The following is a 20,935-nucleotide window of genomic DNA, read 5'->3' on the forward strand; positions in this document are numbered from 1 at the left end:
GCGCGCTTCAGTGCAGCTGCGTCGGCAGCGCACGTTCGGTAGCGCCGCATCGGGGTGCCTGAAACGGGCACCGCCCGGCGACGTCGACCCACGCCTCACTCCTTCTTGAGCATCCATGCCGGGATCCAGTGCGTCACCAGGTCGCACCTGGGACCGTGGCTGACCGGGTAGCTGACCAGTCCCCACCAATGGCCCTGCTCGCACATTCCCCAGCGGGTCAGTTCGCCGCGGACCACCTTGTGCATCTGCAACCCGAACGGGTGGTACCGGCCGTGGCTGTGCGGTTCGCGGGGGAACAGCGCGGCCAGATCCACCAGTACGTCCTGCGGTGGGTCGACCGCGCGGAAGACCACGGGGGTCGGCTGACCGCCGTGGCCGATGCTCTGCAGATCACCCACCACTCGATCATATGTTCGACTGGATCGAGTGCGGTGTCGAAGCGGCGGAATCGTAGAAGTGGTACGGCGCGGCTGTTCAGCGATCCGTTGCCTCGTGTTCACCAGCTGACCGCCCTGCCATCACTCGCTCGCGCCAGGGTGGCTCGACGCAACGGCACAACTGAAGAGGTGACGCATGACGGGGAATGTGGTGCGAGCGGCGACCGCGGTGACGGTCACAGCGCTGATGGTGGTCAGCTGCAGTACCGACAGCCAGGACGATGCCACTGATTCGCCGGCACCCGACACGCCACGCGCCACCTCGCCGATCGACTGGAACCTGCCGGCGGCCCAGCGCTTCCACCGCACGTCGACCTACCCGGTGTACCTCAACAAGCCCACCGGGGAACCCGTCGAGGACGAGACCGTCGCCGAGATCTCCACGGTCACCCCCGACGGGAACACCGTCATCTACACCGACGCCGCCGCCAAACGCATCGGGTTTCTCGACGTGCGGAACCCCGCGCAACCCGTTGGCCTGGGCACACTTTCGCTGAGTGAACTCGGCAATGCCGACGACCAGCCCACCTCGGTGGCCGCCGTCGGCGAGTTCGTCCTGGTGGTCGTCGACACCACCGGTGGTGACTTCCCCAACCCGTCAGGGCGCGTCGACGTGGTGCGGGTGGGCGACCGGACCCGGGTGCACAGCATCGACCTGAGCGGGCAACCGGATTCGATCGCGATCAGCCCGGACGGGTCGTTCGCCGCGATCGCCATGGAGAACCAGCGCGACGAGGAGTTCACCCCGCCCGGCGGAGAGGAGGGGGACCTGCCGCAACCGCCGACGGGTTTTGTGCAACTCATCGATCTCGCGGGCGCCCCCACGGGCTGGACGCCGCGCCGGGTCGACTTCGACGTCGAGCAGGCCCGCGCCGCCGGACTCGACACCCCGGAGGACCTCGAGCCGGAGTACGTCAGCATCAACTCCCGCGGCCAGATCGCGGTCACGCTGCAGGAGAACAACGGCATCGCGGTGATCGACGGGCGCACCGGCGAGGTGACCCGGATCTTCTCCGCCGGAACCCGATCCGTCGACGGCATCGACACCGCCGAGGACGGCACGATCGACCAGACCGGCTCGATCCCGGACTCCCCGCGCGAGCCGGACGCGCTCGGCTGGATCGGCGACGACCACGTGGCCACCGCCAACGAGGGTGACTGGAAGGGCGGTACTCGCGGCTGGACGATCTTCGACGCGAACACCGGCGAGGTGGTCTGGGACGCCGGCAACAGCTTCGAACAACTCGCGGTGCGCGCGGGCCTGCACATCGAGAGCAGGGCCGAGTCCAAGGGGCCGGAACCGGAAGGCCTGGCGATCACCGAGATCGGCGGTCGACCCACGGCATTGGTGGCCTCGGAGCGCAGCAACTTCGTCGCCGTCTACGACGTCAGCGACGTGACCTCGCCGCAGTTCCGTCAGCTCCTACCGACCACTCCCGGACCCGAAGGCATCCTGGCGGTTCCGTCCCGCAACCTGCTGGTCATCTCGTCGGAGGCCGACGACGCCGAGGCCCGGGTGCGCGCCGCGGTCAACCTCTACGGATTCGGCGACGAGTTCGCCGGTGACTCAACTCCTTTCCCGTCCATTGTCTCCGGTGACGTCGACGGGGTGCCGATCGGCTGGGGCGCACTCGGCGCACTCAGTGCCGACCCGGCCGACGAGAACCGTCTCTACACCGCCACCGACATCGCCTACGGGCCGGCTCGGGTGCTCGGCGTGGACGTGGCACAGACACCGGCGTTGATCGACAGCGAGCTGGCGATCACCGAGGACGGGCAGCCGGTCGCCCTCGACGTCGAAGGCGTCTCGGCGCGACCCGATGGCGGGTTCGTGCTGGCCGTGGAGGGTGAAGAGGGACCCGGCAACGAGCTGGTGTACGTCGCCGCCGACGGCAGCATCGAGAACCGGGTGCCGCTGCCCGGTGATATCGCCGCCGAGCTGGGTGGTCAGGGAATCGAAGGTGTTGTCGTAGAGGGTGATACCGCCTGGGTTGCGTTACAGCGCGAGCTCCGCAGCGATCCGCCCGGGGTGGTCCGGATCGGGCGCTACAGTCCTGACGGAGACAGCTGGGAGTGGTTCGGCTATCAGCTGGATAGCACCGACGTCGAGGGCGACTGGATCGGTTTGTCCGAGATCGCGGTGTACGACGGCGCGCTGCTGGTGCTGGAACGGGACAAACTCAACGGCCCCGACGCGCGGGTGAAGGCGATCTACCGGGTGGCGATGCCCGACGGGTCGGGTGTGACGTCGGCAGGGCAAGAGCCACAGGTTCTTTCGAAGACCCTGGCCCGCGACCTGCTCCCCGACCTCGCGGCGAGCAACGGCTTCGTGCAGGAGAAGGTCGAGGGCTTCGCGATCGCGGGTAACCAGAACCTCTACGTGGTCACCGACAACGACGGACTCGACGACGCCAACGGCGAGACCGTCTTCCTGGACCTCGGCCCGGCGGGGGAGGCACTCGGCGGGTAGGTCTCAGGAGTACCCCGAAAGGTCTATCCCGCAACCGCCGCGCGGAACCCGTCGAGCACCTCGGCCCCTTCGGGCCCGTCCCACAGCACCTGGGTCAGCAGCAGGTCGGCGGTGCCGGTGCGCGGGTCGGTGCGCCACCCGGTGCCCAGGCCGCCGTCCCAGCCGTAGCGTCCGTCGGCTTCCACGCACAGCCCGTAACCCCAGCCCGCGCCGCCGAGGAACACGTCGGCATCGGCGCGTTGCTGCGGTGTCAGGTGATCGGTGGTCATCGCCGTCAACGACTCGGTCGAGATCAGCCGCCCGTCCCGCAGCGCATCGGTGAACGCGATCAGATCGTCGATCGTCGACACCAAACCAGCGGAGCTCAGCGGGAATTCGGGGACACCGGCCCACATGCCGTCGACTGGATCGAACACCGCGAAGCCGTCGTGGTGGCGTGCCAGCTGCGGAACGAAGCGGTGCAGCTTGTCGGGGCCCACGTGAAAGCCGGTGTCCACCATGCCCGCCGGGTGGAAGACCCGCTCGGTGAGCACCTCGGGCAGCGGGCGGCCGGCCACCCGCGACAGCAGCACCCCGAGCAGATCCGCCGGCGTCTGGTACAGCCAGCGGCTTCCCGGCGCGGCGATCAGGGGAAGTGCCGCCAGCCGCCGCACCCATTCGTCGGGCGGCGGCGGCGCATACCTGCCGGGCGGACCGTCGCTGCCCAATTGTGCTTCGGCGTAGGCCAACTGGATCGGGGCGTCCATCGGAAACCGCGGCAGCATGCCGTCACCGCACCGGAACGTCAGGACATCCTCCACGGTGACCTCGCGGGACGTGGGCACGGTGTCGTCCAGCGCCGCGTCCTCGGCCCGCAACACCGGCCGGCCGACGAGTTCGGGCAACGAGCGTGCGATCGGATCAGCCGGCGCGATCTCGCCGGAGTCCACCATGGCCAGTGCAGCCGCAGCGACGATCGGCTTGGAGATTGACGCGATCCGCATGATGGTGTCGCGCCGCAGTGGCGACCCGAAGCCGTCGTCACCGCCGACGTAGATCGCCGGCCCACGCCCGGGGGCCGTCACCGCGGCGATGGCGCCGGGCACCTTGCCCGCGGCGATCGCGTCGTCCAGCACCTGTTCGAAGCTCATACCGGTACCGACCGTCCGGCCCGCCCGGAATCATCGCGCGGTTCATCGCGTGGGTCTGGGCCGTCAGCTCAGCGGGAACCGCAGCCCCGCCACCGCCGTGCCGGTCCAGATGTCGGCGGTGACCTCCTCGGGACGCACCGCGATCACCTCGCCGCCCCTGTCGAGCACGGTGACCGCGATCCGCGACAGCAGGTCGTAGCCGTCGTCGTCATAGGTGATCGTGCCGTTGGCGTCGTCGAGCCGACCGAGGATGTCGACGGTGAAGTCGTACACCAGCGTCGAGACCGCCCCGGCGACCGCGGCCCGGCCGATGTCGACGAGGTCGGTGGCCACCAGCCCGCGGGCCACTCCGTCACCGATGTCGTCGACGAGTCTGTTGGTGCGCTGCGCGTTCAGCGTCGACAGGGATTCGCGGATGGCGTCGTCGATCTGGTCGGGACGCAGCGAGTCGGGGGCGCCCGGAACCGGCACGATCTGGCGCTTGTGATCGAGGCCGCGGTACAGGTCGAGCAGGGGATCGGTGGCGAACAGGAACAGCGGTGTCTTCGCCGACGGATCACTGTGCCCCAGCTCGGATTCGACTGCCTCGGCGACACGTTTGGCGTAGGTCTCCAGCAGCACCTTCTTGCCTTCGTCGCCGACGAGCTTGCCCACGTGGTCGCGATCGCGGATCGTCGTGCGGTTGGTCGCGTCGGCGGCGTCGGTGGCGTACTCGCCGATCAGCGGAAGTTCCTCGGCGCGGGTGCTGGCGGTGGCCCGCCACAGATTCCACCCATTGGCCGACAACGTCAACGCGAACGCCTGCTGCGGGCTGGTGACCGCCCGCGCCAGCTGGCCGATGTCGAAGTACGCACCCACCTGTGACTGGTTCTGCAGCGCGTTGGGCAGGACGTACACCTCGTGGAAGTCGTCGGCGATGAAGATCGCCAGCGACCGGGACAGCCGCAGCCACAGGTCGGACTCGGCGATTTCGGTCCACCGGTCACGCAGTTGCTGCTCGACGGCATGGCGGCCGCCCCGCTCGCGGATGCTGCGCAGCGCACGGTCGACGGCGCTCTTGGCCGTCAGCAGGTTCTTCTCCCGCTGGTCGGGGACCGGCGAGGTCTCCACGTAGACCGTGATGGCGTGTTCGTGCGGCTCGCCGAGCCGCATCAGGGTGGCTGTGTCGGGCAGCTGGTATCGGGGCACCACTCACTCCTTTGTGTCGGGTGTGTTCTTTCCACCATAGGCACGTGTTGGGAGTGCGCACCGCCGCCGAACTGCTCAGGGGTTGCGGCCGCGAAATATCATTCCGGGTCGTGATCCGACCGGAAATCACAGCCGTGGGACAACTTTCGCGGCGCGGCGAAGCTGCCTAGAGCAGCACGCGCAACGTTGCCAGGGCGTCGTCCACGTCGGATTCGGTGGTCGACCAGGCGCACACAAACCGCACCACCGGCACCGCCGGGTCGGGCTGGTGCACGGCGTAGGACGGCGCGAGTCGCCGGTGCACGTCGGCGGGCAGGTGCACGAACACCTCGTTGGCCTCCACCGGCGAGGCCAGTCGTAGGCCCATCGCGGTCATCCCGGTGCTGAGCCGGCGGGCCATGGTGTTCGCATGTCGGGCGGTGTCGAGCCACAGACCGTCCTCGAGCATCGCCAGGAACTGGGCGGCGACGAACCGGTGCTTGCTGGCCAGGTGACCGATCTGCTTCTGCACGAAGTGGATGCCGCTGAAATGCTCGGGACGACGGACCAGCAGGGCGTCGCCGAACAGCATGCCGTTCTTGGTTCCGCCCACGGTGACGATGTCCGCGTCGGCGATCGCCTCGGCCGGCGAGACATCGAGCGCGGCAACGGCGTTGGCGATCCGCGAGCCGTCGACGTGCACCAGCAGGCCGCCGGCGTGGGCGTGGTCGACGAACTCGCCGATGGCGGGTGCGCTCCACACCCGACCGTTCTCGGTGGACTGGGTGATGGTGACGATGCGGGGCTGGGAGTGATGCACCGCGCCGAGGCGGGCAAGCCGGTGGTCCAGCTGGGCGGGTGCGATCAGCCCGTCGTCGCTGGGCAATCGGGTGAGCTGGGCGCCCGAGAGCCGGACCGGCCCGCCTGCTTCGTCGAGCAGCACGTGGGCGACGTCGCTGCAGAGGATCTCGTGCCACGGCTGGACCGCCGAGGCCAGCGCGATGATGTTGGCCGCCGTGCCGGTGAACGCGAACAGCACCTCGGCGTCGGCGGCATCGAAGGCCTGTCTGAGGGCGTCGGCCGCACGCCGGGTGACGGCATCGGTGCCGTAGGCCGCCGCGGTGCCCTCGTTGACGTCGTGCAGCGCCTGCAGCGCCCGGGGGTGCGCCGGGGCGGCGTTGTCTGAGGCGAACGCGGTGGAGGCAGCCGACACGGTGCCCATTCTGCGCCGAGAGTGAAGCCAGGGCTGTGATCGGGCCCGGGATCACGACCCGGAATGATATTTCGCGGCGGGGTGGGCGGCGACCCAGGCGAAGAACTCGTCGGCGCACACCACCGGCTTGCCGAACTCCGCGGCCTTGCGCGCTTTACCCGACTGGGTGCCCGCCTCGGCGGTCACCAGCACATCGCAGCGGGTCTTGCTGACGGTTTTCACCGGGGTCAGCCCGGCCGAGACCGCGAGCTGTTCGACCTCGTCGCGTTCCAGCACCCGGCCCGCCGCATCCTGCGCGGTCCCGGTGAAGCAGATGCGGGTGCCCGGTGCCAGGAGCGCGTTGATGTCCGGACGTTCCAGAATCATTGTCTCGGACAGGATTTCGGTGTCCAGCAGCGCCTCGACCGCGCGTACTCGCTCGATCACCTCGTCGGTGAGCGTGACCCGCGCCGCCGCTGCCCGCAGCTGGTCGGCAACCGACCGGCGCACCGCCGGATCCTCATCACACGGCGCGTCGGCCGTCCCCCCGAGCAGCACCGTTCCCACGGACTGGCTCACCCGCAGCAGCGCCGACAGCGCAGGCAGGTGCGCGGCCGTCGGCGTCGCGGTGTGGTGGTCCCGGCTGATCAGCAGCCCGGACACCTCGGCGGATTCCGGTTCTTCGAACGCCGACGAACCGGTGTCACCCATCCCCGACTCGGTGAAGGCCGCCATGGTCGCTGTCGCGACGTCCAGCGCGGACCGCCCGGTGGCGCCGGTGCGGCGCGGCAGGTCCACACCCATCGGCATCGGCACCACCTGGCCCAGCCGTTTGAGCTCGAAGTCGATCAGGCCCATCGTCTCGTCGACGCCCACCCCGACGGGGGTGCATCCGGTCAGCATCGGCGCGATCACCGCCCACGCCTCCCGCAGCGTCGGAGCCAGCAGCACGTCGGACACGCTGATTCCGTAGGCGATTCGGGCATCGGCGAGATCACGCTGCGGGTTCACCAGCGTCGTCACCGCGGTGCCGTCGTCGAACGCCACCGCCAACTCCACCGGTCGCGGCCGGGACATCCGGCCCTCCTCGCCGACGGTGAGCACGGCGATCGCGCAGTAGCGGCGGGCCTGGTCACCGGGCACCGACGCGCGCAGGAACCGGGCGATCCGGCGGTCGGTCTTCATGTCCTTGGGCAGCACCGGCCGTTTGAGGACCAAACCCTGCAGCGACGTGCAGCGGCTCAGTGCGACGTAGAGCTGCCCGAAGGAGAACATGCCACCGCTGAGATCCACCACCAGCCGGTGCAGTGTCTGCCCCTGGCTCTTGTGGATGGTGATCGCCCACGCGAGCTTGAACGGCATCTGCGTGAAGGCGCCGACGACCTCGCGCCGCAACGAGCCGCCGTCGACGACCGGGCGGGTCGCCTCCCAGGTGAACGGCGTGACGTCGGCGGTGGTGCCGTCCGGGAACTCCACCACGACGACGGCCCCGTGGCGGTCGTGGTCGACGCCGACGACGCGGGCAATCGTGCCGTTCACCCAACGGTCGGACTGGTCGTTGTTCAGCATCATCACCTGCGCACCGACCTTGAACCGCACCGTCTCCTCGACGGGCGGGTCGAACAGCGACAGATCTCCCGAGGTTCGGGCGTGGTGCACCATCTCGTCACCGGGCAACCGGTCCAGCTGGGTGCGGTTGCGCGCCGTCACCAGCCGGTTGGTGCCGGCAAGCGTCATCCAGAACTCGTCGTCGGGCGGGACGAAGTCGGGGTCGGTGCGCGCGTTGAGCTGCTCGCGGGCATGCCCGAGCAACACGCCTTCGCGAATATCGTTGAGAATGGCCGCCATCCGGTCGTCGCCGAGTTGCCGGAACACCTTTGTCAGGGCGACGGTGGGAAAGTCGTCACGGTCGAACGATCGTGCGGAGAAGAAGTACGGCGTCTCATACGCGGTCGAGAAGAACTCCCGCTCGTGCTCGCTGACCACCGGTGGCAGCTGGTACAGATCACCGACCAGCACCACCTGCACGCCGCCGAACGGCCTGCCCGGATGCGGACCGAACTGGGTCAGCGCCGCCGCCAGCATGTCGAACAGATCGGCGCGCACCATCGACGCTTCGTCGATGATCAGCGTGTCCAGTGAGGCCAGGGTTCTGGCGAAGCGACCCGGCCGGTAGTCGCCGGAGCGCACCTCGTGCAGACCCGTGGTGGTGCGGAAACCGAACAGCCGGTGGATCGTGTAGCCGTCGACGTTGAGCGCGGCGATCCCGGTCGGTGCGGCGACCACGACGTTGCGGTCGGTGTCGGCCATGAAACGGCGGATCAGCGTCGACTTGCCGGTGCCGGCCTTACCGGTGAGGAACATGTTCTGCCCCTGCGCCAGCAGCGTCAGGGCCCGCTGGAACTCGTCGGTCAGGACGATGCCGTCGGGCGTTCGGTCAGGTGAGGTCGGTGTGATCGGGGTCTCGCTCTGTGCGTCGATGTCTGCCGACCGGCACTCTACCGGGAGCGATCTGCGCATCCCTGCATCATGATGCACAGATGCTATTGTGTGGTATGCGCACCACGATCGACCTTCCCGAGGATCTGCACAGGCTGGCGCAGGCCATCGCTCGCGACACCCACCGAAGCCTCAGCGAGACTGTCGCAGACCTCATTCGGCGTGGTCTTGTCGCCGGGAATTCGACGGCGGCGGTGTCCAAGGACCCGAGAACGGGTTTGCCGCTCGTCAGCGTCGGAACCATCGTGACCTCTGAAGATGTGCGGTCCCTGGAGGATGAGGAGTGACCGCACTGCTGGACGCGAACGTGCTCATCGCACTCGTCGTCAGCGACCATGTGCACCACGACGCTGCTGCGGAATGGCTGTCGACCTCCGACACCGCGTTCGCCACGTGTCCCATCACCGAGGGCGGTCTCGTCCGATTCCTGTTGAGAGCAGGTCAGTCCGCAGCCGCCGCACATGAGGTCGTTGGCGCCGTCAGTACCCATGAACGTCATGAATTCTGGTCCGACAGCATCTCTTTCGCCGATGTGGCACTGGGCGGCGTCATCGGGCACCGACAGGTGACAGACGCCTATCTGGCAGAGCTCGCCCGCCGCAACGCCGGTGAACTGGCAACGCTGGACAAAGGCCTCGCGCACCTGCACAAGGATGTCGCGCGGCTCGTCCCGACCTCGTGAACGCGACCGCTGGCGTGCCGGCTCACCCGGACCGGCCGGCTCGCCACGAGCGCCAGCCCCGATGCGCCGCGAACGCCCCGAGGACCGCCGTCACACACCACACCGCGATCGCCGAGTACGCCAACGGCGCCGAGAACTCGCCGATCGACGCGCCGACCGCGGTGTAGACGAACGCCCGCGGCGCCGACCCGATGAACGCCCCGACCACCATCTGCCACAACGGAACTCCGAACGCGCCGAAGGCGTAGGAGGCCAGCGCGTCGGAGATGCCCGGCACGAACCGCTGGCCGACCACCGCCCACAGCCCGCCACGCTCGATCAGCCCGTCGATGCGTGCGGAACGCTGCGGGCCCAGCAGCCCGCGGGCGCTGTCGCGGCCGGCCCGCCGCCCCGCCAGGCTCGCGATCGTCGCGGTGCCGACCGTGGCCCCGAGCGTCGCGAACGTGCCCACCAGCGGACCGAACAGGAACCCGCTCGCGGCCGCGAGCAGCGGCCCGGGCACCAGCACCGCACCCAGTAGCGCCGACACCACCACGTACGTCAGCGGCGCCAACGGGCCCGTCGAGGCCACCACGCCGCGGACCCGTTCGACGTCGATCACCTGTTGCACGGTGACCAGATAGAACAGCACCGCCAGCAACCCGACGAACAGCGCCAACCGTGCGACATGGCGTCGCCGGGACGTCTCGGGGGTACCTTCGCTGTCAACCATGCCGAACGCAATCCTGCCGCAGCCGGTTAAGTTGGCTGCGTGAGTGTGACCCCGGCGGACCTGACGGGCACCGAACGAGCGGTGCTGCTGGTGCTGATGGCCGAATCGCGCCCGGTGCCCAACCCCGAACTCGTCGCCCTCGGCCCGGCGCTGGACAAACCTGGCCGCGACAAGCTCAACCGCCTCGGGCTGATCGAATCCGAACGCGTGGGAAACCGGTTCGTCCACGAGCTCACCGACCGCGGCTGGCGGCTCTGCGGCGACATCATCTCCGCAACAGCCCCGCCACGCTCCACCGGACCGGCCAAGACGCTCTACACCGTCCTCGGCGGGCTGGGCCGCTATCTGCAGCGAGCCGACCTCAGCCTCGCCGAGGTGTTCGGGCCCGCGGCCGAGGGCTCGGTCGAGGAACGGGTGCGCGCCGCTTACGTCCGGCTGGCCACCCGTCCCGGCGGCTGGGTGGCGCTGAGCAGGCTGCGCGCCGAACTCGACGATCCTCGCGACGACGTCGACGCCGCGCTGCGCGCCCTGTACCGCGTCCCCGGCGTCAGCCTGATCCCCGAGGAGAACCAGAAGGTCCTCACCGCCGACGACCGCGCCGCGGCCGTGGTGATCGGTGGCGGGGCCAAGCACCTGATCGCGTTCGAGCCGTGATGGACCCCACGCACCGCGAAGCCCTCGCCTCGCTGCGGCTGACATGGGCACCCACCGTCGACGACCTGTGGCGCCCCCAGGCGGCCACCCACGTCGGCGGGCTCAACGAGTACGCGGTCGACGACGTGATGGACGCCTTCGGTGACGCGCTGCACGACGCCGCGTCGACCCCGCTGGGCGTCGTGGTCCGCGGACCCGCCGGGTCGGGCAAGACCCACCTGCTCGGCCAGATCCGCGAACGGGTGCAGGCCGGCGGCGGGTACTTCTTCGTCGTCGAACTTCTCGACGCCGCCAGCTTCTGGCAGTCGGTGCGCAACGGCATCCTGGAGAGCCTCGGGCGTCCCGGAGCGCAACGCGAGACCCAGCTCAAGGACCTGCTGTGGGAACTGTCGTCGATCGCGCACGTGTCACGCGCCGACCGCCGCGCCATCATCGGGGACGACGACCTCGACCCCGAGACCCTGGACCGGTTCGTCAACGCGCTGGCCGCGGTACGCAAAGATCCTGTGCGGCAATGTCATCAGACGTTGCGGGCGCTGGTGCTCCTCGGTGCGGCAGATCTGGTGGCCCATGATGTGGGTGAGGCGTACCTTCAGGCCAGCGAGGAATCCGGCTCCGGGGACGACCGGGACCGCTGGCGGCTGCGTGCCTCCCCGGCGTCGGCGCAGGACTGTGTGCGTGACATCTCCCGGCTGATTGCGCTGGCCGGGCCGGCGGTGCTCGCCCTCGACCAGATCGACACGCTGCTGGCCGCCTCGCTGGCCCGTACCGAGTCGGGCGGGGGCGGCGATGGCGTGCTGGAGCAGGTTGCGCACGGGCTGATGTCGCTGCGCCAGACGATGCGCCGCACGGTGTCGGTGGTGGCGTGCCTGCCCGCGGTGTGGGAGAGCATCCGCGACCAGGCGACGGCCAGCGTGGCCGACCGGTTCCGGGTGACCGCGGTGCTGCACGGGGTGCCGACCTCCGACATCGGCCGCGCCATCCTGGAGCGCCGGTTCCTCGCCGGCTATGCCGCGACCGGATTCACCCCGCCCTATCCGAGCTGGCCGATCCGGCCCGCGGCGTTCGAAGACGCCCGCGACTACACGCCTCGGAAGCTGTTGATCCGAGCCGACACCCATGTGCGTGAATGCCTCAAGCACGGTGCCGTCGTCGAGCTCGAGCACCTGAGTGCGGACGTGCAACCGACATGGGAATCGCCGCCACAGGACGACGGCGCCGCCCTCGGGACGTCCGGGCTGGACCGCCGGTTCGCCGACTACCGCCGCCGCGCGGTGCCGGCCGCCGCCTTCGACCACGAGGGCGAGGACATCACGATGCCCGAGCTTCTCGCGGCGGCACTGACCGCGTGGGTCGCCGAGCGCGACGGTGAGCAGGTGTACACCGTGGACCCGCCACCGGGATCGCACGTCGTGCTGCACGCTCGGCTTCGGCATAGCCTGGACAGCGCGACCGACGACGAACGGCACTGGGCATTCCGCGCGGTGGCGGCCACCAATGCGGTGGCGGCCCAGACCCGGATCAGAAAGGCCTACGCGGCAACGGGACTCAGCGCGGGCTCCGACCGACGGCAGCTGTTTCTGCTGCGGAACACCGCGTGGCCCACCGGCCCGAAGACCGCCGCCCTCATCGCGGAGATCCACGCCGCCGGGGCGCGCACCGTCCAGGTGTCCGACCACGACGTGCGCACCATGACCGCGCTGCGTGACCTGATCAACGACGACGACGCGGAACTGCCGGGATGGCTGCAGGCGCGCCGGCCCGCCCACGGGCTGGCATTGCTGCGTGAGGCACTGGGTGACGACGGCGCCGCCCCGGCGTCCGCGCCGGCCGAGCCGGAACCCGAACCTGAGCCGGAGCCGGTGGACGCGGTCGCCGTCGAGGCACCCGGCGACGAAATGCCGTTGGGCTCCGATCTGCATTCCGGGCAACCCGTATCGGTCGAGTTGTCTGCGCTGCGCAAGCACGTCGCGATCTTCGCGGGCTCGGGATCGGGCAAGACAGTGCTGATCCGCCGGCTGGTCGAGGAATGCGCGTTGCGCGGCGTGTCGTCGATCGTGCTGGACACCAACAACGACCTGTCCCGGCTGGGCACCCGGTGGCCACAGCCGCCCCGCGGCTGGCGTCGTCCCGACGACGCCAGGGCAGCAGAGTATTTCGCGAACACCGAGGTGAAGATCTGGACGCCGCGACGGTCGACCGGACGTCCGCTGGCATTTCAGCCGCTGCCCGATTTCAGCTCCGTGCTCGACGACTACGACGAATTCAACGACGCCGTGGAGTCGGCGTGCGCCGCACTGGAACCGCGCGCGCTGATCTCCGGGCAGACCCAGAAGGCCAACCGGGCCCGCGCCGTTCTGCGAGAAGCGTTGCAGCGGTACGGCAGAACTGCCGCGCCGACCCTCGACGGCTTCGTCGATCTGCTCGCCGACCTACCCGACGACGTCAGCAACATCGCCGACGCCCGCAAGATCGCCGACAACCTGGCCCAGGACCTGCGCGCCGCCATGATCAACGACCCGATGTTCGGCGGTGAGGGCACGCCCGTCGACCCCGGGGTGCTGCTCACCCCATCGGACGGTCACCGGGCACGGGTGTCGGTGATCAGCATGATCGGCCTGTCGTCGGACGAGCAGCGGCAGAGCTTCGTCAACCAGCTGCAGATGGCGCTGTTCGCGTGGATCAAACAGCACCCGGCCGGTGACCGGCCGCTGTCCGGGTTGCTGATCATGGACGAAGCCCAGAACTTCGCTCCGGCAAAGGGGTTCACCACCTCGCTGCGCAGTACGCTGGCGCTGTCGTCGCAGGCGCGCAAGTACGGGCTCGGGTTGGTGTTCGCCACCCAGGCGCCCAGGGGCCTGCACAACCACATCCCGGGCAATGCGGCCACCCAGTTCTACGGCCTGCTGAACTCGCCCGCCCACATCGAAGCGGCCCGGGAGATGGCGCGCGCCAAGGGGGGCCTGGTGCCCGACATCAGCCGGTTGCAGGCCGGCAACTTCTACGTCGCGACCGAGGGGGAGGCGTTCCACCGGGTCGTCGCGCCGTGGTGCCTGTCGTATCACCCGTCGAGTCCGCCGTCTGCCGAAGAGGTTCTGGGGCTGGCCAGTTCGGGATAGGTCCCGCTGTCCGACGCTATGTTAGATAAGCTAAACTGACGCCTACCCGGTGTCGGCGCCGGGGACATGTGACCGTTCACCGACGTCGTGAGGATCCCCGAGGTGAGTTCGTACCAGCGCAGGCTACTTGCGGCGGCGGCGACGGCGGCCTGTGCGGCGCTGTTCGCCGAGACCGCCCCCGCCGCGGCGGACTCGGCGGGCTTCCTGTCGGTGCTCGAACCCCGCCACACGTCGTGGACATCGCAGGAACTGCTGGCCGCCGGACACACCGCGTGCTCGATGATCAATCGCGGAACCCCGGCATCGGTGGTGACCGACCACCTCGACCGGGAGATGGGATTCGGCGTTGCGCTGGCGTTCGACATCGTCAGCGCGGCGGTCATCCACCTGGGATGTTGAGGCCGGACGCCGCCCCGTCGGCACGACCCCGCAGGGACTCTCGCGGCCCGGAATACCATTTCCCGATGGGTGCGCGCGAGGACGTGTTGATCACCGCCGAGGAACTGGCGCGTCTGCTGGACGCAGGCGAACCGGTGACGCTGCTGGATATCCGCTGGGAGCTCAGCCAACCTGACGGCACCGCGGCATACCGACGCGGCCATCTGCCCGGGGCGGTGTACGTGTCCCTCGACGACGAACTCACCGACCACTCGGTGACCGGGCGCGGCCGTCATCCGCTGCCGTCCGGGCCTGACCTGCAGGACGCGGCACGACGCTGGGGCGTGCGCACCGGTGTCCCGGTGGTGGTCTACGACGACTGGAACCGCGCCGGGTCGGCACGCGCATGGTGGGTCCTCACCGCCGCAGGCATCCCCGGCGTCAGGATCCTCGACGGTGGGCTGTCCGCCTGGAGGGGCGAATTGCACACGGGCACCGTCACTCCCGAGCGCGGCGACGTGACCGTCGCCCACCCCGACCTGCATGCGGCGGCCCGCAGAACCGTCGGCGCCGACGGGGTGGCCTCGGCTGAAGTGCTCCTCGACGCCCGCGCCCCGGAGCGTTATCGCGGCGAGGCCGAACCCGTCGACCCGGTGGCCGGGCACATCCCCGGGGCGCTCAACGTCCCGAGCACCCGCCTGCTCGCCGAGGACGGCACGTGGCGCTCCGACCCCGAGCTCACCGGACTGTTCGACGAACACGGGGTGCGCGCCGGAACCGACGTCGCGGTGTACTGCGGCTCCGGCGTCACCGCCGCGGTGACGATCGCGGCGCTGGCGGCCATCGGTGTCGACGCCGCGTTGTTCCCCGGCTCGTGGTCGCAGTGGAGTGCGGATCCCAACCGCCCGGTCGCGCGGGGAATGTGACGGCGGTCGCAGTCGTTGGCACCTGGCATGGCGAAGATGACCGGTGATGAGCGTGAGCAGTATCTGGCCGACGTGCACGTCGGAGTGATCTCGGTGGAGCGGCCCGGGCGGGCGCCGCTCGCGGTGCCCATCTGGTACGGCTACCGGCCCGGCGGCGAGGTGCTGCTGTGGACCGAGGCGGACTCGGTGAAGCACAAGCTGATTCGTGACGCGGGGCGCTTTGCCATCACAGTGCAGGACGAACAGCCGCCGTACAAGTACGTCACCGCCGAGGGCGACGTCACCGGCATCGGACCGGCCGACGACGCCGAGGTCCGTGCGATCGCGGTGCGTTATCTCGGCGCCGAGGCCGGCGGCCAGTTCACCGACGAGAACCTCACGCCGACCTCGGTACTCATCCGGATGCGTCCTCAGCGCTGGCTGAGCACCGATTACTCCAAGTAATCCCACCCGCCGCGATAGTCTGCGACCGTCACGGTGGCGGAGCGGGGGGTGGGCGGATGCGTGCACGGGTGATGCCGATACTGGCGGCAGGACTGCTGGTGGTCGGCTGCGGCGGCGACCCGCAACAGTCGCAGGCGCCGACATCCCCGCCGGGAAAGGCGACGGCCCTGAGCGCGGCCGCCGAAGGTGATGCGCCCGACGGCGACGGCGTGATGACCTTCACCTACGAGGACGCCCAGAGCCCCGAGGCGATCGCCGGGCGCACGCTGATGCAGGACAACCAACTGCTCGAGGACCTCACCGACGACATCAATGAGGGCCTGGTGTTGCCCTACGACATCGCCCTGCTGGGCGCGCAGTGCGACGAGGCCAACGCCTTCTGGGATTCAGAGGAGCAGTCGATCACGCTGTGCTACGAGGACGCCGCCCTGGCTCAGGAGATCTTCACCGAGGCAGGCGATCCCGACCCCGATGCGTCCGCGCTGAACTCCGAGTACGCGACCTTCTACCACGAGGTCGGCCACATGGCGATCAGCATCTACGAGCTGCCGGCGACCGGACGCGAGGAGGACGTCGCCGACCAGCTCGCTGCGTACGTGCTGCTGCAACCCGACGACGACGGCGAGCCGGACCCGGAGTCGGTGCAGGCGGTCAAGGACTTCGCCCGGACCTTCGGCGCGTCCGGTGACCAGCGTGTCGAGCTGAGCCCGGAGGATTTTGCGGACGTGCATTCGCTCGACGAGACCCGGATGTTCAACCTGCAGTGCTGGATCTACGGATCGAGTCCCGACTCCAACGGCGACCTGATCGCGTCGGGCGACCTGCCCGCTGAGCGTGCCGACGGCTGCGAGGACGAGTGGATTCTTCTCGACAGGTCGTGGTCGACGCTGCTGGAGCCGTACTTCAAGTGAGGGGTCAGCCGCCGGCAGCGGGGGGCGGCGGCGCTCCCGGTGGTGGCGGCGGCGGTGGTGGTGGTGGCGGGGCGGTCAGGATGCGCACCATGTCCGCCTTCATCGCCTGCAGCTGCGCGCCCCAATAGCCCCAACTGTGGGTGCCGTTGGGCGGGAAGTTGAACACGGCGTTGCGCCCGCCGGCGGCCAGGTACTTCTGCTGAAACTCCTTGTTGGTGCTGACGGTGATGTTCTCCAGATACTGGGCGCCGAAGTTCGCAGCGAAATCCCGGCTGGTGTCGAGGTCTGAGGTGACACCGTTGCCGCAGTAGATCCACAGCGCGGTCCGATTGGCCACCAGCCGGTTGACATTGACGGTCGGGTCGTTGCGCTGCCAGGCGCCGGAACCGGGGCTGCCCCACATGTCGAGGGAGTCGAAGCCGCCGGCGTCCTGCATCGCGATGTCGATCATCGTCGGCCAGAGACCGCGCGACGGGGCCAGATACCCCGACAGCGAGGCGGCGAACTTGTATTGGCGCGGGTACCAGGCGGCCATCGTCAACGCGCTGCTGCCCGACATCGACAACCCGACGACGGCGTTGCCGAACGGGTCCTGGCCCTTGTTGGCGGCCAGCCAGGTCGGCAGTTCCCGGGTCAGGAACGTCTCCCACTTGTAGGTCACCGTGCCCGCATTGTTCTTGGCGGGCCGGTACCAGTCGGAGTAGAAGCTGGACTGGCCGCCGACGGGCATGATCACCGAGATCCCGGACTGGTGGAACCACTCGAACGCCGCGGTGTTGATGTCCCAGCCGTTGAAGTCGTCCTGGGCGCGCAGGCCATCGAGTAGCAGCACCGAATGCGGCCCGCCACCCTGGAATTCGACGCGGATGGTGCGCCCCATCGCAGCCGACGGCACGTCGAGCTGTTCGATCGGCAGGCCGTCGCGGGAGAACGCGTCGGCCTGCGTCACCGGGGTGAGCGTCGTCAAACCGGCAGCGAGCAGCACCACGACGGCCAAGCGTGCGCCGACGCGGCGGACCCGGTGTCCGAACAGCGCCATGGGCGCGAACGTAACAGCGGCGGGCGGTGTGTCCACGGGGCCGCGCGGGGCAGTGACCGGGTTGTGATGTTGGCGATTTCGGCGTGGTGGTCGCCGCTGAGCGACGATGCACACGCCGAAGTCATGGGAGCGGGCGGGTCAGCATGACCGGTGCCTGGGCCATGAAACGTGGCGTGCTGCCGCGGTGTTCGTCGGCGGCGTGCACCGTGAACGGGTGTACCAGATACATGTCGCCGGGCACGCCGGTCGCGTGCACCACCGGACGCGTCCGGCTCGCGGCGTCGGCCAGGCCGCCGGCGGTGACGGCATCCAGCGCGTCCTCGCCGAGGACCCCGGCGACGTCGTGGTGGGAGCCGACCCGGATCCGCGTCGGCGCGTCGTCGATCGTCACCTCCGACAGCAACGTCAACAGCAACAGGGTGTGCGGCCGGCCGGTGACCGCCCAAGACCCGTCGGGCTGCGGGGTGTTCAGATCGATGTGCCAGCCGCGGTCCTCGGCGGGCGGGCTGACCGGGAACCTCACCGGGATGTTACCCAGCGAGCCGCGGGGGACCCAGCCACCTACGCCGCACACGGCATCCAACGCCTCGGCGAGCGGCCGGCTTCGGATCAGCTCACCGAACGGGCCCCGGCCTGTCAGGTCCGAGGTCCACATCACCGGTTGCGTCCACGACGACGGATCATCCGGTGACACACCGAGTTGTGCCCACAACAGTGTCCTGGCGGCGTCGGCGGCGGCGCGGGGAGCAGCCTGTGTGACCTTGACGAATCCGTCGGAGAAGAACGCGTCCACATCCACCACGGCGCCGAGCGTGGCAGAACAGGACGCCCTCCCGCCAATGGTTTTCCATCGCCGGAACGGTATTCCAGCAGGGCGTTGCCCGGGTTTTGGCTGCTGGAATACCGTTCCGGCGAAGAGGGGCACCGTCAGCGCTCCCCGCCAACTCAACCCAGCGACATGCACATCTCCAAGTGGTTATCGATTGATAGTTATCATCACATAACTAGCAGGTATGGTGGTGTCGTGCCCGCCCGACCACCGCGCACCGACCAACTGGCCGATCTCGCCGACACCGTGCTGGCGGTGGCGCGGGCGGTGAAGACACAGGCTTCCGCGGAGCCGTCCGTGCTGGAGCTGTCCGCCACCGAGGTCACGGTGCTGCGCTACCTCGACCACCACCCCGGGGTGGGGCCCAGCGTCGTCGCCGCCGCGACCGGACTGCAACGCAGCAACTTGAGCAGAGCGCTGCGCGACCTCGAGGCCGAGGGGCTGGTGCGGCGGTCGCCTGATCCCGTCGACAGCCGACAGGCGGTGCTTCGGTCCACCGAGTTGGCGGCCGAGAACCTCGCGCGATTGCGGGGGATCTGGGCGCGGTTGCTGGGCGAGGCGATCGAGGCGTCCGGGGAGCAGCACGACGTCGAGTCGGCGCTGGCGCTGTTGCGGGCTGTGGAACGCGGGCTCGACGCGGTCGTGAGATGAACCTGTTCCCACGTCGGCGCCGCGCCGTGCCGGTCGGACGCTTCGACGCGGCCGCCGATCGGTGGCGTGATGTGGGTGACGGCGGATCCGCGAAGCGCGATCAGCTGACGGTGGCGACGTTCAACATCTGGTTCAACGACCTTCACCGCGAGCAGCGCTACCACGCGATCGCGGCACTGCTGTCGCGAGAACTCCCTGACATCATGGTTTTTCAGGAAGTGAACCGCACCGCGCTCGAGGTGTTCCTCGCGCAGCCCTGGATCCGGGAGCACTACTGCCGCGCCGCGGTTGCCGGTGACGGCAACTACGGCATGCTGGTGCTGTCCCGGCTCCCGATTCGCCGGAGCACCTACACGCGGTTGCCCACGCAGCTGTCGCGCGGCTACCTGACAGCGGAACTCACCATCAACGGCATCGACCAGAAGATCGTGTCCGTCCATCTCGAAAGCGGGAAGAAGGCCCGGCAGTTGCGGGCTCGTCAGCTGTCCCGCCTGTTCCGCGCGTTGGGTGACGACGCAAACGTCGTGCTGCTCGGCGACTTCAACCTGCGAGACGACGAGAACCACGTACTCGATCCGCAGTACCAGGACGTGTGGCCGAGCCTGCGGCCGGGCGAACCCGGATTCACCGAGGACACCTCGATCAATCACATGCGCTACGACATGAAGAACAAGCACCGCCACGTCAGGTTCGACCGGGTGCTGGTCAAGGGCCCGGCATGGAAGGCCGACGACATCGTGCTGCTCGGTCGGGAACCGATCGCGCCGTCACTGCCGAGAATTTTTCCGTCGGACCACTTCGGCGTGCTGTGCCGCCTGACCGCTCAGCCGGTCGTGCCCCGGAATCGGGCGCGCAAACCGACCGTCACGGTCGCTGCGCGCGCCGCACTCGCACGGTGGCGGCGACCACCACCAGTGCCGCGGCGCCCGCCGTCACCGAGATGACGGGGCTGTCGCGCTGGGCGGCGCCGATCGTGATCGCGACCAGTGCCCACAGCGCGCCGGCGAGGTAGCCCCACGGAGCGCGCAGCAGGGTGGTCAGCATCACCGCGAACGCCGCGGCGGCGACCAGGATCACCAACTGCCACCACATGCCGGTCGCCGACACGCCGGAACCGATCAGCGCCGCAGCCACATTGGCGAAGATCGCCGCGCCCAGCCAGCCCAGGTACAGGCCGAAGCCCAGCGTAGTCAGGGTGGCCAGCCAGGACGGGCAGGTCAGGTCGTCGCGGCGGCGGACCAGCAGCAACAGGATGTGGATCAGGGCGCCGACCATCACCGCCGCGACCACCACGCTGGCCCACAGCCAGCCCTGGGCCGCCACCGCCAGCCACCCGCTGTAGCCCACGAACACCAGGCAGGCGTCGATCAACAGGCTGGACTCCCACGGCGAGCCAAGGCCGAAACGCAGCACCGCCAGCGCGATGACCGCGCTCAGCAGCGTGATGACCCCCCACACGCTGAACGCGTAACCCGCGGGGGTGATCAGCGCCTGGTTCGTGGCGCCGGTCTGCAGGAAATTGCCCGCCAGGGCGGTGACCACCAGCGGAGCGGCCAACTGGGTCAGAGCCAGCGCGGCCGTGATCCACCGCAATGGCCGCACCGACGGCGAGTTCGTCGTGGGTGCGGTGCCGCTGGTTACACGCAAGAGCTTCTCCTCGATCAGATGCTGGTACTCCGTATTCGGAGCCCGGGT

Annotated in this window: 20 protein-coding genes; 11 read left to right on the forward strand and 9 right to left on the reverse strand. The window is 69.3% G+C overall.

Annotated features, from left to right (window positions below):
• Positions 1-95: 95 nt before the first annotated feature.
• Complete coding sequence (locus BEMPMBAN_RS32205; RefSeq protein WP_159235520.1) at positions 96-398, reverse strand: hypothetical protein; 303 nt, start codon at positions 396-398, stop codon at positions 96-98.
• Between the two features lie 175 nt (positions 399-573).
• Between BEMPMBAN_RS32205 and BEMPMBAN_RS32210 the strand changes: the two genes are divergently transcribed.
• The gene (locus tag BEMPMBAN_RS32210; RefSeq protein ID WP_159235521.1) at positions 574-2,907 is read left to right on the forward strand and encodes an esterase-like activity of phytase family protein; all 2,334 of its coding nucleotides are present in this window, start codon (positions 574-576) and stop codon (positions 2,905-2,907) included.
• Between the two features lie 23 nt (positions 2,908-2,930).
• On the opposite strand, the gene BEMPMBAN_RS32215 is transcribed toward BEMPMBAN_RS32210, so the two are convergent.
• From BEMPMBAN_RS32215 to BEMPMBAN_RS32230, 4 genes are all read right to left on the reverse strand, one after another.
• Positions 2,931-4,037 carry a serine hydrolase domain-containing protein gene (locus BEMPMBAN_RS32215; protein ID WP_159235522.1) on the reverse strand — a complete coding sequence of 369 codons (1,107 nt, stop codon included), beginning with the start codon at positions 4,035-4,037 and terminating at the stop codon, positions 2,931-2,933.
• Between the two features lie 63 nt (positions 4,038-4,100).
• The gene (locus tag BEMPMBAN_RS32220; RefSeq protein WP_234897820.1) at positions 4,101-5,225 is read right to left on the reverse strand and encodes a baeRF11 domain-containing protein; all 1,125 of its coding nucleotides are present in this window, start codon (positions 5,223-5,225) and stop codon (positions 4,101-4,103) included.
• A 166-nt stretch (positions 5,226-5,391) separates the two neighbouring features.
• On the reverse strand, positions 5,392-6,426 hold the full coding sequence (locus BEMPMBAN_RS32225) for a threonine aldolase family protein (RefSeq protein WP_159235523.1): 1,035 nt from the start codon (positions 6,424-6,426) through the stop codon (positions 5,392-5,394).
• A gap of 42 nt (positions 6,427-6,468) precedes the next feature.
• Positions 6,469-8,760, reverse strand: a complete 2,292-nt coding sequence (locus BEMPMBAN_RS32230) for an AAA family ATPase (protein ID WP_234897823.1) — start codon at positions 8,758-8,760, stop codon at positions 6,469-6,471.
• 191 nt (positions 8,761-8,951) lie between these two features.
• Here BEMPMBAN_RS32230 and BEMPMBAN_RS32235 point away from each other — a divergent pair, with 191 nt between their 5' ends.
• Both BEMPMBAN_RS32235 and BEMPMBAN_RS32240 read left to right on the forward strand, forming a co-directional pair.
• Positions 8,952-9,182: an antitoxin gene (locus tag BEMPMBAN_RS32235; protein WP_159235525.1), complete on the forward strand. Its 231-nt coding sequence runs from the start codon at positions 8,952-8,954 to the stop codon at positions 9,180-9,182.
• On the forward strand, positions 9,179-9,577 hold the full coding sequence (locus BEMPMBAN_RS32240) for a TA system VapC family ribonuclease toxin (RefSeq protein ID WP_159235526.1): 399 nt from the start codon (positions 9,179-9,181) through the stop codon (positions 9,575-9,577). The genes BEMPMBAN_RS32235 and BEMPMBAN_RS32240 overlap by 4 nt, the downstream gene beginning before the upstream one ends.
• 22 nt (positions 9,578-9,599) lie before the next feature.
• Here BEMPMBAN_RS32240 and BEMPMBAN_RS32245 read toward each other — a convergent pair whose 3' ends face one another.
• Complete coding sequence (locus tag BEMPMBAN_RS32245; protein ID WP_159235527.1) at positions 9,600-10,289, reverse strand: TVP38/TMEM64 family protein; 690 nt, start codon at positions 10,287-10,289, stop codon at positions 9,600-9,602.
• A 39-nt stretch (positions 10,290-10,328) separates the two neighbouring features.
• Between BEMPMBAN_RS32245 and BEMPMBAN_RS32250 the strand changes: the two genes are divergently transcribed.
• The 6 genes from BEMPMBAN_RS32250 to BEMPMBAN_RS32275 all read left to right on the forward strand — a co-directional run bounded on the left by BEMPMBAN_RS32250 (position 10,329) and on the right by BEMPMBAN_RS32275 (position 16,721).
• A complete protein-coding gene (locus BEMPMBAN_RS32250) occupies positions 10,329-10,943 on the forward strand; it encodes a hypothetical protein (protein ID WP_159235528.1) in 615 nt (204 codons plus the stop codon).
• Entirely contained in the window at positions 10,943-14,062 is a 3,120-nt protein-coding gene (locus tag BEMPMBAN_RS32255) for a helicase HerA domain-containing protein (RefSeq protein WP_159235568.1), read from the forward strand. The genes BEMPMBAN_RS32250 and BEMPMBAN_RS32255 overlap by 1 nt, the downstream gene beginning before the upstream one ends.
• Positions 14,063-14,164: 102 nt before the next feature.
• Positions 14,165-14,461 (forward strand): DUF732 domain-containing protein, encoded by a 297-nt coding sequence (locus BEMPMBAN_RS32260; RefSeq protein WP_159235529.1) that lies wholly within the window; start codon positions 14,165-14,167, stop codon positions 14,459-14,461.
• Between the two features lie 65 nt (positions 14,462-14,526).
• A complete protein-coding gene (locus BEMPMBAN_RS32265) occupies positions 14,527-15,366 on the forward strand; it encodes a sulfurtransferase (protein WP_159235530.1) in 840 nt (279 codons plus the stop codon).
• A gap of 27 nt (positions 15,367-15,393) precedes the next feature.
• Positions 15,394-15,810, forward strand: coding sequence for a pyridoxamine 5'-phosphate oxidase family protein (locus BEMPMBAN_RS32270; RefSeq protein WP_200846203.1), 417 nt, complete (start codon positions 15,394-15,396; stop codon positions 15,808-15,810).
• A gap of 56 nt (positions 15,811-15,866) precedes the next feature.
• Positions 15,867-16,721: a DUF4344 domain-containing metallopeptidase gene (locus tag BEMPMBAN_RS32275; RefSeq protein ID WP_159235532.1), complete on the forward strand. Its 855-nt coding sequence runs from the start codon at positions 15,867-15,869 to the stop codon at positions 16,719-16,721.
• A 4-nt stretch (positions 16,722-16,725) separates the two neighbouring features.
• Here BEMPMBAN_RS32275 and BEMPMBAN_RS32280 read toward each other — a convergent pair whose 3' ends face one another.
• On the reverse strand, positions 16,726-17,760 hold the full coding sequence (locus tag BEMPMBAN_RS32280) for an esterase family protein (RefSeq protein ID WP_159235533.1): 1,035 nt from the start codon (positions 17,758-17,760) through the stop codon (positions 16,726-16,728).
• A gap of 121 nt (positions 17,761-17,881) precedes the next feature.
• The gene (locus BEMPMBAN_RS32285) at positions 17,882-18,562 is read right to left on the reverse strand and encodes a phytanoyl-CoA dioxygenase family protein (protein ID WP_159235534.1); all 681 of its coding nucleotides are present in this window, start codon (positions 18,560-18,562) and stop codon (positions 17,882-17,884) included.
• A 222-nt stretch (positions 18,563-18,784) separates the two neighbouring features.
• Here BEMPMBAN_RS32285 and BEMPMBAN_RS32290 point away from each other — a divergent pair, with 222 nt between their 5' ends.
• Both BEMPMBAN_RS32290 and BEMPMBAN_RS32295 read left to right on the forward strand, forming a co-directional pair.
• Positions 18,785-19,240: a MarR family winged helix-turn-helix transcriptional regulator gene (locus BEMPMBAN_RS32290; RefSeq protein ID WP_159235535.1), complete on the forward strand. Its 456-nt coding sequence runs from the start codon at positions 18,785-18,787 to the stop codon at positions 19,238-19,240.
• A complete protein-coding gene (locus BEMPMBAN_RS32295) occupies positions 19,237-20,184 on the forward strand; it encodes an endonuclease/exonuclease/phosphatase family protein (protein ID WP_159235536.1) in 948 nt (315 codons plus the stop codon). Before BEMPMBAN_RS32290 ends, BEMPMBAN_RS32295 begins: the two co-directional genes overlap by 4 nt.
• Here the strand turns inward: BEMPMBAN_RS32295 and BEMPMBAN_RS32300 are convergent.
• Positions 20,105-20,887, reverse strand: a complete 783-nt coding sequence (locus tag BEMPMBAN_RS32300; RefSeq protein WP_159235537.1) for a TspO-related membrane protein — start codon at positions 20,885-20,887, stop codon at positions 20,105-20,107. The genes BEMPMBAN_RS32295 and BEMPMBAN_RS32300 overlap by 80 nt on opposite strands.
• Positions 20,888-20,935 lie beyond the last annotated feature (48 nt).

It is taken from the genome of Mycolicibacterium austroafricanum, from assembly GCF_902705885.1.
GTDB classification, from domain to species: Bacteria; Actinomycetota; Actinomycetes; order Mycobacteriales; family Mycobacteriaceae; genus Mycobacterium; species Mycobacterium vanbaalenii_A.